The following is a 12596-nucleotide window of genomic DNA, read 5'->3' as shown; positions in this document are numbered from 1 at the left end:
GATGACGGTTTTCCAGCGCGATTTCGATGAAGAGATGCAGGCGGAAGATGCCCGCCGCGCCGCCGAACGGCTGAAAGTGTTTACCCAGGCCGATCTCGATGCGGCAGCGGCGGCTGCGCGCGCCGAGGGGTTCGAGGCGGGCCGTGCGCAGGGGCGCAGCGAGGCCACCGCCGAGATCATGGCCTCGCTCGAGGCGCGCCAGACCGAGGCGCTGGAGAAATTCGCCCCCGAGATCGCGACGCTTCTGGGCAATCAACTGGCCCATCAGGCCGCGCTGGAGCGGCACCTTTGCGGCTTCGCGCTGCGCGTTTGCGAGAAGGTCTTCCCCGAATTCATCGCGAGCTGCTCGACCGCGCGGGTCGAGACGCAGATCCGGCGGGCGATGGAAATCGCGCTGCGCAAGCCGAGCCTCACGATCCGCCTCTCCCCCGCCAATGTCGCCGGGCTGACCCCGGTGATCGAGGCCAGCGCCGGGCCGAACAGCCCCGCCCTGAACATCGTCGCGGACCCGGCGCTTGCCGATGGCGACATCCATGCCGACTGGGACGACGGCGTGATGGATTACAGCTTCGAGACGGTCTGCCGCAGCATCCTCATCGCTTTGCGTCAGACCGTCTCGCCCCAAGCCACACCAATCAGGAAAGCCGTGTAAATGTCCGACAACGATACGCCCGAATCCACGCAACCGCCTGAGACGCCGGAAACCGAAGCGCAGCCGACGCAGGACGAAGCCCGCGCGGCTGCCGCGGAGAGCCTGCTGCACAGCCTCGCCAGCAAGCAGGCCGCGAGCGACGGTGACGGGCAGAACGTCAACGCGATGCTCAATGTCGGGCTCTCGGTTCAGATCGTTCTGGGCCAGAGCCGCATCCCGATCTCGCAGCTTCTCAACCTGAGCCGCGGCTCGGTCATCGAGCTGGAGAAGAAGATCGGCGAGCCGGTGGACGTGGTGATCAATGACCGGCTCGTCGCGCGCGGCGATCTGGTGAAGGTGGGCGAGAACCGCCTCGGCGTCACCCTGACCGAAATCGTCAAAGACTACGTCCCGACACGATGACCACCCTCGCGAAGCGTTCTTTGACGGCGAAGGCTGGCCTGCCGCTCTTCGTTCTGACCCTCGCCGCGTCGCTCGCGTTCAGCGGCAGCGCCGAGGCACAGGAGGCGGGCGGCTTGCTGGGCGATCTGGCGCAGGGGCTCAACAATGCCGCCCCGGGCAGCGACGCCGCCGCCAGCCTGAGCGGGCGGATCATCCAGCTGATCGCGCTGATGACCGTGCTCAGCATCGCGCCGGGCGTCCTCGTCGTCATGACCAGCTTCACCCGCTTCGTGATCGTCTTCTCGATGCTGCGCTCCGCTCTGGGGCTGAACCAGACGCCGCCGAACATGGTGCTGAGCGCGATGGCGCTGTTCATGACCTTCTTCGTGATGCAGCCGGTCTTCGACGATGCCTGGACCGGCGGGCTTCGGCCGCTTCTGAACAACACGGTGACCGAGGAACAGGCGCTCGTCGGGATCGGCGCGCCGTTCAAGGCCTTCATGTTTGCCAATACGCGCCCGAAGGATCTGAAGCTCTTCGCCGATCTCGTCCGTGACAACGAAGCTGGGCAAAACGCCGAACCCGCGCCCGAGACGCCCGCCCCCGCAACAGCGGAGGAGGCGAGCTGGCGCACACTCGTGCCCGCTTTCATGATCTCCGAACTGCGGCGCGCCTTCACGATTGGCTTCCTGATCTACCTGCCTTTCATCGCGATCGACCTCATCGTCGCCTCGGTGCTGATGAGTGCGGGCATGATGATGTTGCCGCCGGTGATGATCTCTCTGCCCTTCAAGGTGATCTTCTTCGTGCTGATCGACGGCTGGTACATGCTCGCAGGCAGCATGATGCAATCTTATGTTGCCTATGGCGGGGGCGGCTAAGCCTCGGCGCCGCCCCTATCCTTATAAAACGCCCAACCACAAAGAATAGCGCGCGATCCTGATTGAGAATACAAGGATAGACTGCTATTCTTGCCGAGACCTCAGAACAGATCGAGCGCCGACGATGAAAACCTCCCGGGATTACAAGAAACTCCGCGGCCCAGAGAAGGCGGCAATCCTTTTCCTCTGCCTTGGGGAGAAGCATGGCGCCGGGCTGATGCAGAGGCTCGACGATTACGACATCCACTCAATCACCCACGCGATCTCGTCTTTGGGCACGATTCCCGCCGATGTCGTGGAAGAGGTGATGAGCGAGTTCATGGAAACCGCAGGCGATGGCGGCGGTATCGTCGGGTCGATGGAAATGGCGCAAAGCATGCTCAAAGGCTTCCTGCCCGAGGATCGGGTGAGCGACATCATGCAGGAGATCCAGGGCCCGCTGGTGGGGCGCAATATCTGGGAGAACTTCTCTGCGCTCAACGAACAGGTCATCGCCAATTACCTCAAGGAAGAGCACGATCAGACGGTCGCGGCGATCCTCAGCAAGGTGAAACCCGAGGTGGCCTCGAAAGTGCTGCCGCTTCTGGGCGAAGAGCGCATGATGGAAGTGCTGGAGCGGATGATCGGCATCGACACCGTGCCGCGCTACGTCTTCCAGAATATCGAGGAGACGCTGCAGAAAGAGTTCATGAGCTCGGCGACGCGCAACACCGGGCCGGACCCGCAGCAGCGCATGGCCGATCTCTTCAACAAGCTCGACAGCAAGCTGTTCGACGACATCACCCAGCGTCTGGAGAAGCGCATTCCCGACGCGTTCGGCGCGATCAAGGCGAAGATGTTCACCTTCGACGATCTGTGCAAGCTCGACCAGCAGAGCCTCGTCAAAGTCATGCGCGGGGTCGAAGGGCAAACGCTTCCGCTCGCCTTGCGCGGGGCCAAGAAAGAGGTGCGCGATTACTTCCTGAGCGCCCTGCCCGCCCGCTCGCGCGACATGCTGAACGAGGAAATGACTGCGATGGGCCCAGTGCGCGGGCGCGAAGTGCAAGAGGCGCAATCGGCGCTGGTGGACTATGCGCTCGAACTGTCGCGCGATGACGAGATCCGCATCCCGCTCGACGATGACGACGTGATTATCGACTGAGACCAGCCGCGATCTGCGGCCATGCTTACCGGTAGCGCGAGGCCGAGAAGGTCGCGATCGCGGTCAGATCGAAGGTCGCGGGCACGAACTGGCCCGAGCCGCCCTGAACCGCACCTTGCATCAGCGTCACCGCAGCATTCCCCGCCGCCCCGCCGGTCGAGAAATTGTTCGCATCGGACACGGCGACGAAATGAGAGATCAGATTGTCGACCTCCTTCGGGTCCTTGAGCTTTGTGATGTCGAACTTGTCCTCGAAAATCTGTTTCTGCCGCTCGACATCGAGCTTCACGACGTCATTGGGGATGCCCAGAGCCGTGCGCATGAACTGCGCCGTATCCTTGTCTTTCAGGACCGAATACCACGTTTTGACGCCATCGAGCTTCTGGCGGAATTCGAGCACGGACCCGACGGTCGCGTTCTGCTCGCCTTCACCATTGATGAACTGCTGGCTGACATATTGATCGACGATCTTGTCTTGCCACGCGGTCGAGGAGGTATTCGTATTCGCCGTACCGCCGTTGGTGAACCCGAGCGCATCGTAGAGCTTGCGAAATCGCGGATCGGTAAGCTTGTTCACCAGCGAGGTCTTGTCGGCGGAATCGCTCGACAGGATTTCGCGCATCATCGCCTTGCCGAACATCTGGTCTTCCAGATCGAAGGCTTTCATGACGAAGCTATAGGCGTCGTAATTGTCCACCAGATCGGCTGCGGTATGGATATCCGCGATATTCTCGCGGAAACGGCTGATCGCGCGGGCGTGCTGGGGCTCTGCCGCCAGTTGGTCCAGCTGCTTGGCTTGCGTCCGGTCGATCAGTTTCAGCGCGAGGCGGCTGCTCATGCCCGAAATCGTCAGCATTCTTCCCCCTCCAGCGCCACCGCCGGGCTCGCATCTCCGGAGAGGCGCGCGAACAGTTCCTCTTCGCGTCGCATGACCGGGCGCAGTGCGCTCAACGCCTTGTAGTAATCGCCCTGGGAGACCCAGTTCGCGGCCTCGAAGACACCGCCGACCACGGGAGCACTGAAAATCGTGGCAAGATCGGCGAGCTTTTCCTGAATGACCGGCACTAGCGTGTCGCGCGTATCGGCGCGGATCAGCGCGGTCTGGATCAGGAAATAGGCCTGCTTCACCGGGGTCGGCTCGCAGTTTTCATCCAGCAGATCTTCGGCCCGGATCACGTCGGCAGTGTTCTCGATCTGAAGCGTCTGGCGACGGTTGGCATTTCGGATCACGCATCCATTGACCACGATCCGCTCGTTCGGTTTCAACGTCAGTCGTAGTGCCATGACCCGCGCCCCTTTATTCCGCAGCCACCGGCGCGCCAGCGTCGCCGCTGAGCCCACGGATGATGTTGCGATTTACCTCGACGAGGGGAGCGACCGCGCCGCCACCGCCCATTACGACCTGCGTCTCCCGCTCGACCCAGAGCGCGAGAGAAATCAGCGCCGCTTTCAGCTCGGCGGGGAACTGGTTCGCCGGCTCCGCGAGGTCATCGCGCAGTGCGGTCCAGATGCGCTCGTTCTCCCAGAGCGCAGTGCGCAGACCCTGCGCGAGGATCGCCCCTCGCCCGGCCTGCGACGCGCTGTCGTAGTCGGCCAGAAAGGCTTCCAGCTCGCCGGTGACGCGTGACAGGATACGACGCTCGATCTGCCGCGGAGACTCGGTTTCGGAAATGGTTCGCTTATACGCGGCGACGCTCATGCAAGCTCTCCTCTCGATATTCTTTTCTTCTCTTTCGCCGAACTTAGCACGGCGCGGTTAAAGGCGTTTTTAAACTTTGCCGGAAAAGACAACCCAAGCGCGGCAAAAGAAAAGGCCCCGCAACATACGGGGCCTTTCCATTCAGTTCATCGCCACGATTTAGCGGAACAGGCTCAGAAGGTTCTGAGGGCCCTGGTTCGCGATCGAGAGCGACTGCGTCGCGAGCTGCTGCTGGACCTGGTAGGACTGAAGGCGAGCCGCCTCCTTCTCCATGTCCGCATCGACCATGTTGCCGACACCGGTGTCGAGCTTGTCGGTCAGCTTGCCGAGGAAGTCCTGCTGGGATTCCAGCGACTTCTCCGCCACGCCGAGCGAGGTCGCGTTGTCGATGGCCGTCGACAGGGCGCTTTGGGCGCTCGTCAGCGCGCTGGTCAGAACCGCCGCCGAACCACCAGAGATATCGATCCCGCTCAGCGTCGCCTGAAGCGAAGAGAGATCGACCGCCTGGAAGGTCATCGACGTGGTCGCGAAGGAACCGCTTGCGCGGCTGATCCCGGTGACGACCGTCACGTTGGCCGAACCGTCGACGAGGCTGTCGCCGTTGAAGGTCGCCTGGCTGATCGTGGTGCCGATCTGATCGACGATGCTGCGCAGTTCCTTCTGAACCGCAGCATGATCAACCGCGTCGCCCTGAGCGAACGAAACACGCTCGACGAACTGCTGGGCGAGATCCTTCACCGACTCTGCGCCAAGACGCGCGGTCGAAACCGAGTTCTTGGTCAGGGTCAGACCTTCGTTGATCGACTTGTACATGCCGCTGTCGCTGTTCATCGATTCCGAGATCGAGAAATATGCGGCATTGTCTTTCGCCGAGTTGATCTTCTTGCCGGTCGAAATGCGGTTCTGCGTGTCTTCGAGACCCTTGTTGACCCCACGGAGGGTCGCAAGAGCATTCATCGCGGAGGTATTGGTAAGAATGGACGACATTTCTAGTCACTCCTCATTCTGAAAGATATTTGTTTTCGTCTTCTGACAGAAAAACGGCGCGAGCCGTGGAGAGGAATTTTGGGGCGAAGATTAAGCGCAGGTTAACGTTTTGGCGGAATCTAGAATTCCTTATCGATATGCATCTGCGGACCGTCCTGTCCTGTGACCGGTTTGCCACTCTTTCCATAGAGACCGTCGAGACTGTGCCGGTTCCGGATCTTCTCGATTTCGCGCACGATGTCCCGGGTCGCCTCGGACATCCGCGACAGCAGAACGCTGTTATCCTGCACGGCGGTCTTCAGTTGGCGGAGCTTTTCGCGAAGCGCCGGCGCAGCATCCTCAGACGCTTCGAGGAATGGTTCGATCACGGGAATCTTCAATTCGATCCGCTTCAGCAGGTCCGCCTTCCGATCATAAAGCTCGGTGACGCGGTCGAGATGCCCCGCCTCGACCGCCGCGATTTCGTCACGCAACAGATCGAGCGTCGCATCGATATTCGCCTCGAAAGCGGCGAGGTTCGCATCATCCTCGTCGGTCAAAACGGGGCCTTCGGCGGCGATATCGCGCCGGGCCTGCATCCGTTTGCGAAAACGCGACGGGGTCTCATCAGCCATGGTCTTCTCCGTTCGAGTTGTAGGCGCCGATCATTCGTTCGACGCTTTGCGCGATCCCGGTCCGGCCGGAGGCGGCGATCTCGTCGGCGATGCCGCGTGCGAGGAAAGATTTCCACATCTCCTCGGCGTGGCCGCCATCCAGCCCACCCATCTTCACGGTCTTCATCATCTCGCCCACGGCCTGCTGCAGGAAGGTCGCCTCGAAATTCTTGGCGATCTCCTTCGCATCCTGCGACTTCGCACCAGAGGCAGCAGGCGCCTTGAGCGACGCAGCCGAGAGCGACGGCTTCGACGGATCGACCGGGTTCATCAGATAATCTCCAGATCGGCATGAAGCGCACCCGCGGCCTTGATCGCCTGCAGGATCGAGATCGTCTGCCGGGCGCCCACGCCAATCGCATTGAGGCCGTCCACGAGGTCCTGAAGGCTGACATCGCCCCCCTGGAGCACGCTGAACTGAGTGTTTCTCTCTTCGACCTGCACATCCGTTTCGGGCACCACGACAGTCTCCCCGATGGAGATCGGCTTCGGCTGGCTGACCGCGTAGCTTTCCTTGACCTTCACGGTCAGACCGCCCTGACTGATCGCGACCTGATCGATCCGCACATTCGAGCCGATCACGATGGTCCCGGATTTCTCGTCGACCACCACCTTGGCGACGGAGTCGGGCGTGACGGGCAGGTTTTCGATCATCGCCAAAAGCTCCGGCACACCATATTTGCCCTTCGCCTGCACCTCGATGGTGGAGGGGTCGAGCATCTGTGCAGTGTTGTGGCCAAGCTTGTCGTTGATCACGCCCGCCACCCGTGAGGCGGTCGTGAAATCGGGCTCGCGCAGGGACAGGCGCACGGAATTCATCGAGTTCAATTCGAATGCGATTTCCTTCTCGACGATGGCGCCGTTCTCCATCCGCGCGACGGTCGGCACTCCATCCACGATGCTCGCCGCATTGCCCTTCGCGCTATAGCCCGCGACCGAGATCGGCCCCTGCCCCACCGCATAGATCTCGCCATCCGCCCCGACGAGCGGCGTCACGATCAGCGTGCCACCGCGCAGACTGTCCGCATTGCCGAGCGAAGAGATCGTCACGTCGATCGTCGAGCCGCGGCGGGCGAAGGGAGGCAATTTTGCCGTCACCATCACCGCGGCTGTGTTCTTCGTCTTGATCGCATCGCCGGAGAGGTTGCCGACGCCGAGCCGTTCGAGCATCCCCTCGATCGACTTCTTGGTGAAGGGGCTGCCGTTGAGGGTGTCGCCGGTCCCGTTCAGACCGACCACGAGACCGTAGCCCACGAGCTGGTTCTCACGCACGCCCTCGAAACTGGCGATATCCTTGATGCGAACCTGTGCGGCGGCCGGGATCGCGCAGAGCGTCCCTGCAATGACGGAGAGCGCGACGAGCGCCCCACGAACCCCGGCGCGAGAAAACGACGCCCGATTACCTTTTCGGCGCAAAGAAGCAAGCATAGTTTCCTCACATCACCAGCACATTCCGCCAAATTAAAGCAAAACATAAATAGTGTCCAATATAAATCAGTACTATTCTTGACTAATCCTTTGTGGCAACTTAGCGTGATCTTGCCGCTTGTGCGAGAAACTTGCCCGGGATGGAGGCCTGCATGAATATTTACGTCTTTGAGCCTCGCGATGGCCGCGTTCGCGGCCTGCTCAGCGAGCTGGAGAGCGTTGGGCTGCAACCCGTCCTCGTCCCCGCATCCTTCTTCGCGTCCGATCTCAGTACGCTGAACCAGAAGGGCGTCGACACGCGGGCGATCCTGATCGGCGACTGCCCGGAAGTGACTGACTACATCCGGGCCATCCGTAGCTGCGGCTGCCGCAACCCGGTTCTGGTAATGCGCGACTTCAAGAACTCGCGCGATGCCTCGGAAGCACTCGATGCCGGGGCCGACGACGTCATGGTGAGCCCGATCAAGGGGATCGAAGCGCTGTCGCGGATCAACTCGATCATCCGGCGCTCCTATGGCCACGCCGCCGAGAGCATCAGCGTCGGCGAGATCACCGCTTTCTTCGACGGTCGCGACCCGCTGGTCTCCGGCGCACGGCTGAAACTTTCGAACCGCGAACATGCGATCTTCCAGCACTTGGCACTGAACGCGAACAAGGTGATTGCGAAAGGCGCGATCTATGACGCGGTCTACGGGATGAGCGACGACCAGCCCTTCGACAAGGTCATCGACGTCTATATCTGCAAGCTGCGCAAGAAGATCGCCGATGCGGCCGATAGCGGCCACCAATATATCGAGACGGTCTACGGTCGTGGCTACAAGTTCAGTGAGCTGGAAAGCACGAGAGATGTGAAGCTCGCAGCGTATGAGCAAACCGACGCGCGGGGCACGGTAGCCGCGCGATAAACGCGCGGCTCAGAGATAATTCAGGATCGACAGCTTCGACATCTGCGCGGCTACGCTGTAGCTCGCGCTGAGTTGCGTCTGGAGCGCGGTCATCCGGGTCGCGGCCTCATAGGGATCGACCGAGACGTAATCCGACAGGCGGCTATTCAGTACCGAATCCATCGATTGCTGCTGCGTGAGTTTGATGTCGAGCCGCTTCTGCTTCGCACCCAGCGCGGTCTCGGAGTTGCGCAGCCCTTCGACGCCATCGCTCAGCGCTTTGACGCCGGCGGCTATCCAGCTTTTATATGCGCCCGGATCCTTGATCTTCGACACGTCGGTCGAGGCGAACAGCGCAAGCCCCTTGATCAGGTTGCGGAACTCGGGATCGTCCGCCTGCATCCCGTAATCGAGCGTCTCGCCATCCCCGATCAGCGCCGTTTTGCGCGGCGTCCCGGCTGTCGCGTCCCCCTGGAAGAAGGTCGAGCTGTAGCGTTTGGCCGGATCGGCATTGGTGTCGTCGAACACGCTGCCGATCTGCGACAGCATCGCCGCGGCCTGGGTCGCATCTGCGGGGCCGCTGCCCACGATCCCCGACAGGACATCCCCCGCCGAGAGGCCCGTCGCACCGTTCGCCACGTCATAGCCCCGCAGCGCAGCCTCGTCCGAGGCCACCCCGGAGAACAGATGCTCTCCATCGAGCGAAATGTTCAGGGTCGTCATGATGGTGTCGAGGGCGGCGCGCGCGCTTTGCTGCAGGGTCGCTGCCGAGGCGCCGGGGCGCTCGAGGTTGCCGACGGCGAGCCCGAGCACATCCTGCGCGGCCCCGCGCGCCGTAGACGCGCTGGATGCGATCATATCCAGCTTGCTCCCGAGGAGCTTGTTCGAGGTAATGAAATGCGAATTGGTCGTCGCGCGATCTTCCAGCGCGAGCACGAAGGCCGATTTCGCCCCCATATCCGCATAGACATCAGATTTGCGTCCGGTCGCGACCTCGTCGCTCGTCCGTTGCAGCTCTGCCGTGGTGCGGCTGACCGACCGCCGCGAGATCACGCTCATCTGCAAGGTCGACAGCGAATTCCGGATTAGGGGGATCATCGTTCAGTCTCCTCAGACGGCTTCAAGCAACGTGTCCATCATCTTCATGACGGCAGTCATCATCTTCGAATTTGCGGCATAGCTTTGCTGAATCGTTATCAGCTTCTGCATCTCATCGTCGATGTTCACGCCCTGAATGCCCTGGCGCGTGCCGTTCACCGTCTCGGCGGCGGTGCGCGCGGCGGCGAACCGTTCCTGAGCACGGGTGCCCTCGAATTCCTGCGCCGAGATCATGTTGCTGCCGTAATCGCGCAGCGACAGCGACGTCTCCAGCCCCGTTCCCGGGTCCGCCGAAAGCGGATCGTCGAACATCGAAACGAAGGCTTCGATCTGGGTCGAGTCGCCTGCGGCACCCGGCGTGGTGGCGCCGATCCCGTCGCGCAGGCGCGATAGCTGGCCACCCTGCGCCGGGTCCACCGCGGCATTGACCGAAATCCGCCCCGCCAACCCTTCGAGCTTGGCCGGGTCGAAAGCCGCGCCTGCATCGGTGAAGAGCCCCGCCTGCCCCGGCGCGAGCGAGGCATCGGCCCCCTCGAACCCCTGCACGAGCCCCCGTGCCATCTCATCGAGCTGAAGCTGGAAGCGCGGCAGAACGTCTTTCTTCACCGCGAACAGACCGGCGAGACTGCCATTCTGGAAGCCGCGCGCGTCGGTGGAGTCCGGGGTGATCTCCGTCTTGCCCGCGAACAGCTTTCCAGCCACCTGATCATAGGTGATGTAGCTGGCCTGATCGCCGTCGACGAGAGGCGTCCCGCCAGCCGTGTAGAGCGTGGCCCGCCCATCGGTGGAACGGCGCACCTGCATGTCGATCAGCTTCGACGCGTTTTCCACCAGCACATCCATCTGATCTCCCAGATCGGCTGCGCCGAGCGAGCCGGGCGGCGCGTCCGAGATTTGCTTGTTGAGCGAGGTGATCTTGTGCAGCGTCTCGTTGAAATCGGAGACGTCGTATTTGATCTCCATATCGACCTCGCCACCGACCCGCGCGAGCATGTCGCTGCTTTGGTTCAGCGAGGTCACCATCTCCTGCGCGGAGGACGCCACGCCGTTTTGCGCCGCGTTACTGCCGGGGTTGTTCACCAGCGCGATCATCGAACTGCGCAGATCGGTCAGGCGATCCGCAGGCGAGAGGCCATCGCCCGGCTGGCCGAGGGTCGCGGTATATTCGCCCACCGCCTCGTAGATCGCCTGCTCGCGCGCCATCGCCGAGGAATGCTGCCGATACATGCGGTTGAGCGAGGCGTCGACTTCGCGCCGCGCCTCGCCGGTTTGCACCAGGCCGCCCGCGGTCGTGACCTGCGGCAACTCCTTGCGCACATAGCCCTCGGTACTCGCATTCGCGATGTTGCGCGAGGTCGCTTCCGATTGCATCTGCGCCGTGCGCAGACCGCTCGTGCTCGCCTGGAGGGCGCCCGTCAGGCTCATGGGTTTACTCCGTTCTCAGCGTGGCGATCAGCGTTTCAGACGCGTGGTCTCGTCGAGCATCTCGTCCATAGTGGTGACGATCTTCGCGTTGGTGGAATAGGCCCGCTGGGTGCGGATCAGATCGCTCAATTCCTGCGCGATATCGACATTCGACCCTTCAAGCGTCCCCGAGGAAATCGTGCCCACCGGGCCCTCGTTCGCCTTGTGGATCGTGAAGTCACCGCTGTTGCGGGTCAGCCGATAGGCGTCGCCGTCGACCTCCTGCATCCCGTTCGGGTTCGCCACATGGGCGAGCGGAATCTTGTAGAGCGCCTGTCGCTGGCCGTTATCGAAGATCCCGTACATCGTGCCGGTATCATCGACCTCCATCCGGGTCAGCGCGCCGGCGGACGAGCCGTCCGTGTCGAATTTCTGCGGGGTGAAATCGCCGGCGAACTGGGTCATCCCGTCGAAGCTGTTCAGCGCACCGAGCCCGACGTCGATCGGCTGGGTCGTACCACCGTCATTCATCGTCAGGCTCATGACGCCCGTGGTCGTGTCCATCGAGAAGGCACCGGGGGCCGTGGCGAGATTGGTCACGCCGGAATAGCTGACCGGGGCGCCCGCATTGGGCCCGCTGGCGGCGAAATCGACCGTGACCTGACCGTAGGGAACGCCGTCGCCATCGGACACGGTCACGTCCCACTGGTTCTGGGTCGCAGTCGGCTGCCAGGAATATTCGAGCCGCTTCGCCGCACCGAGCGGCGTGAAATATTGCGAGGACGAGGTGAAGGGTGCGCCCGGCGTCGCGTTTCCGGTTTCCTGCGAAGGCAGATTGCCTTGCACGCTGACCGTGGTCGTCGCCTTCGCGCTCAGCGTCGCATCGGTCACGTTCACCGTCTTCAGCCCATTGAAGCTGTTGCCGTCGATCGAGCCGAGCGTGCCGTCGGTATAGGGGTAGCCCGAAAGGAAATAGCCTGCCGAATTGACAAGGTCGCCATTCTCGTCGGGCTTGAACGACCCGGCGCGCGTCAGGACGTAATCGGATTCGACGCTCGTATTGGCTCTGCCAGACACAACGAAGAACCCGTTCCCGTTCACCGCGAAATCGGTTGCGGAACTGGTGGGGATCACCGCGCCCCCGTTCGTCACGTCGGAGGAAACGACAGCATTGACGCCCGAGGGCGCATCGAGCCCGCCGCTCGGCGTCATGGTCACCATCTGGGCGAAGCTGCGCTTGTAGCCCGTGGTATTCGCATTCGCGATATTCTCGGAAATTTCGCCAACGGCGACGGAGTTTGCGTTCAGGCCGCTCACGCCGGTCTGCATCGCGCTCGAAATACTCATGGTTTTATCCTCTCATGTCCGAAGAGAAGGGGGTCCTATCT

Annotated in this window: 15 protein-coding genes; 5 read left to right on the top strand and 10 right to left on the bottom strand. The window is 62.2% G+C overall.

Annotated features, from left to right (window positions below):
- The first annotated feature begins 1 nt into the window (after position 1).
- From AKL02_RS02265 to AKL02_RS02250, 4 genes are all read left to right on the top strand, one after another.
- On the top strand, positions 2–652 hold the full coding sequence (locus AKL02_RS02265; RefSeq protein WP_083077754.1) for a FliH/SctL family protein: 651 nt from the start codon (positions 2–4) through the stop codon (positions 650–652).
- On the top strand, positions 653–1054 hold the full coding sequence (locus tag AKL02_RS02260) for a FliM/FliN family flagellar motor switch protein (protein ID WP_078604338.1): 402 nt from the start codon (positions 653–655) through the stop codon (positions 1052–1054). It abuts the gene before it with no gap.
- A gap of 20 nt (positions 1055–1074) precedes the next feature.
- Entirely contained in the window at positions 1075–1914 is an 840-nt protein-coding gene (gene fliP, locus AKL02_RS02255; RefSeq protein WP_232621695.1) for a flagellar type III secretion system pore protein FliP, read from the top strand.
- Positions 1915–2038: 124 nt separating this feature from the next.
- Positions 2039–3055, top strand: coding sequence for a flagellar motor switch protein FliG (locus AKL02_RS02250; RefSeq protein ID WP_078521974.1), 1017 nt, complete (start codon positions 2039–2041; stop codon positions 3053–3055).
- A gap of 25 nt (positions 3056–3080) precedes the next feature.
- Here the strand turns inward: AKL02_RS02250 and AKL02_RS02245 are convergent, their stop codons facing one another.
- The 7 genes from AKL02_RS02245 to AKL02_RS02215 form a co-directional block, all read right to left on the bottom strand.
- The gene (locus tag AKL02_RS02245) at positions 3081–3911 is read right to left on the bottom strand and encodes a DUF1217 domain-containing protein (RefSeq protein ID WP_083077756.1); all 831 of its coding nucleotides are present in this window, start codon (positions 3909–3911) and stop codon (positions 3081–3083) included.
- Complete coding sequence (locus AKL02_RS02240; protein ID WP_078521978.1) at positions 3905–4339, bottom strand: flagellar biosynthesis repressor FlbT; 435 nt, start codon at positions 4337–4339, stop codon at positions 3905–3907. The genes AKL02_RS02245 and AKL02_RS02240 overlap by 7 nt, the downstream gene beginning before the upstream one ends.
- A 13-nt stretch (positions 4340–4352) precedes the next feature.
- Positions 4353–4754: a flagellar biosynthesis regulator FlaF gene (locus AKL02_RS02235; protein ID WP_083077757.1), complete on the bottom strand. Its 402-nt coding sequence runs from the start codon at positions 4752–4754 to the stop codon at positions 4353–4355.
- A 159-nt stretch (positions 4755–4913) separates the two neighbouring features.
- On the bottom strand, positions 4914–5741 hold the full coding sequence (locus AKL02_RS02230) for a flagellin N-terminal helical domain-containing protein (protein WP_078521982.1): 828 nt from the start codon (positions 5739–5741) through the stop codon (positions 4914–4916).
- Between the two features lie 119 nt (positions 5742–5860).
- A complete protein-coding gene (locus AKL02_RS02225) occupies positions 5861–6355 on the bottom strand; it encodes a hypothetical protein (RefSeq protein WP_083077758.1) in 495 nt (164 codons plus the stop codon).
- The gene (locus AKL02_RS02220) at positions 6348–6665 is read right to left on the bottom strand and encodes a rod-binding protein (protein WP_083077759.1); all 318 of its coding nucleotides are present in this window, start codon (positions 6663–6665) and stop codon (positions 6348–6350) included. Before AKL02_RS02220 ends, AKL02_RS02225 begins: the two co-directional genes overlap by 8 nt.
- A complete protein-coding gene (locus AKL02_RS02215) occupies positions 6665–7822 on the bottom strand; it encodes a flagellar basal body P-ring protein FlgI (protein WP_078604345.1) in 1158 nt (385 codons plus the stop codon). Before AKL02_RS02215 ends, AKL02_RS02220 begins: the two co-directional genes overlap by 1 nt.
- A 152-nt stretch (positions 7823–7974) precedes the next feature.
- Here AKL02_RS02215 and AKL02_RS02210 point away from each other — a divergent pair, with 152 nt between their 5' ends.
- Positions 7975–8727, top strand: a complete 753-nt coding sequence (locus AKL02_RS02210; protein ID WP_078547203.1) for a response regulator transcription factor — start codon at positions 7975–7977, stop codon at positions 8725–8727.
- Positions 8728–8736: 9 nt separating this feature from the next.
- Here AKL02_RS02210 and AKL02_RS02205 read toward each other — a convergent pair whose 3' ends face one another.
- From AKL02_RS02205 to AKL02_RS02195, 3 genes are read right to left on the bottom strand one after another with little or no spacing between them, the layout of a single operon-like run.
- A complete protein-coding gene (locus AKL02_RS02205) occupies positions 8737–9804 on the bottom strand; it encodes a flagellin (RefSeq protein WP_083077760.1) in 1068 nt (355 codons plus the stop codon).
- 12 nt (positions 9805–9816) lie between these two features.
- Positions 9817–11229 carry a flagellar hook-associated protein FlgK gene (gene flgK, locus AKL02_RS02200; RefSeq protein WP_083077761.1) on the bottom strand — a complete coding sequence of 471 codons (1413 nt, stop codon included), beginning with the start codon at positions 11227–11229 and terminating at the stop codon, positions 9817–9819.
- 27 nt (positions 11230–11256) lie between these two features.
- Positions 11257–12555 (bottom strand): flagellar hook protein FlgE, encoded by a 1299-nt coding sequence (locus AKL02_RS02195; RefSeq protein WP_078602115.1) that lies wholly within the window; start codon positions 12553–12555, stop codon positions 11257–11259.
- Between the last annotated feature and the right edge of the window lie 41 nt (positions 12556–12596).

Source organism: Thioclava electrotropha (assembly GCF_002085925.2).
Taxonomy (GTDB): domain Bacteria; phylum Pseudomonadota; class Alphaproteobacteria; order Rhodobacterales; family Rhodobacteraceae; genus Thioclava; species Thioclava electrotropha.
Note: the sequence above shows the minus strand (reverse complement) of the source record. Positions and strands in the feature narration are given on the sequence as shown.

Coding starts and splice junctions, on each gene's coding strand:
- AKL02_RS02220 (WP_083077759.1), bottom strand. CDS start 6,665: ATGAACCCGGTCGATCCGTCGAAGCCGTCGCTCTCGGCTGCGTCGCTC.
- flgK (WP_083077761.1), bottom strand. CDS start 11,229: ATGAGCCTGACGGGCGCCCTCCAGGCGAGCACGAGCGGTCTGCGCACG.
- AKL02_RS02240 (WP_078521978.1), bottom strand. CDS start 4,339: ATGGCACTACGACTGACGTTGAAACCGAACGAGCGGATCGTGGTCAAT.
- AKL02_RS02210 (WP_078547203.1), top strand. CDS start 7,975: ATGAATATTTACGTCTTTGAGCCTCGCGATGGCCGCGTTCGCGGCCTG.
- AKL02_RS02265 (WP_083077754.1), top strand. CDS start 2: ATGACGGTTTTCCAGCGCGATTTCGATGAAGAGATGCAGGCGGAAGAT.
- AKL02_RS02230 (WP_078521982.1), bottom strand. CDS start 5,741: ATGTCGTCCATTCTTACCAATACCTCCGCGATGAATGCTCTTGCGACC.
- AKL02_RS02245 (WP_083077756.1), bottom strand. CDS start 3,911: ATGCTGACGATTTCGGGCATGAGCAGCCGCCTCGCGCTGAAACTGATC.
- AKL02_RS02205 (WP_083077760.1), bottom strand. CDS start 9,804: ATGATCCCCCTAATCCGGAATTCGCTGTCGACCTTGCAGATGAGCGTG.
- AKL02_RS02225 (WP_083077758.1), bottom strand. CDS start 6,355: ATGGCTGATGAGACCCCGTCGCGTTTTCGCAAACGGATGCAGGCCCGG.
- AKL02_RS02260 (WP_078604338.1), top strand. CDS start 653: ATGTCCGACAACGATACGCCCGAATCCACGCAACCGCCTGAGACGCCG.
- AKL02_RS02250 (WP_078521974.1), top strand. CDS start 2,039: ATGAAAACCTCCCGGGATTACAAGAAACTCCGCGGCCCAGAGAAGGCG.
- AKL02_RS02215 (WP_078604345.1), bottom strand. CDS start 7,822: ATGCTTGCTTCTTTGCGCCGAAAAGGTAATCGGGCGTCGTTTTCTCGC.
- AKL02_RS02235 (WP_083077757.1), bottom strand. CDS start 4,754: ATGAGCGTCGCCGCGTATAAGCGAACCATTTCCGAAACCGAGTCTCCG.
- AKL02_RS02195 (WP_078602115.1), bottom strand. CDS start 12,555: ATGAGTATTTCGAGCGCGATGCAGACCGGCGTGAGCGGCCTGAACGCA.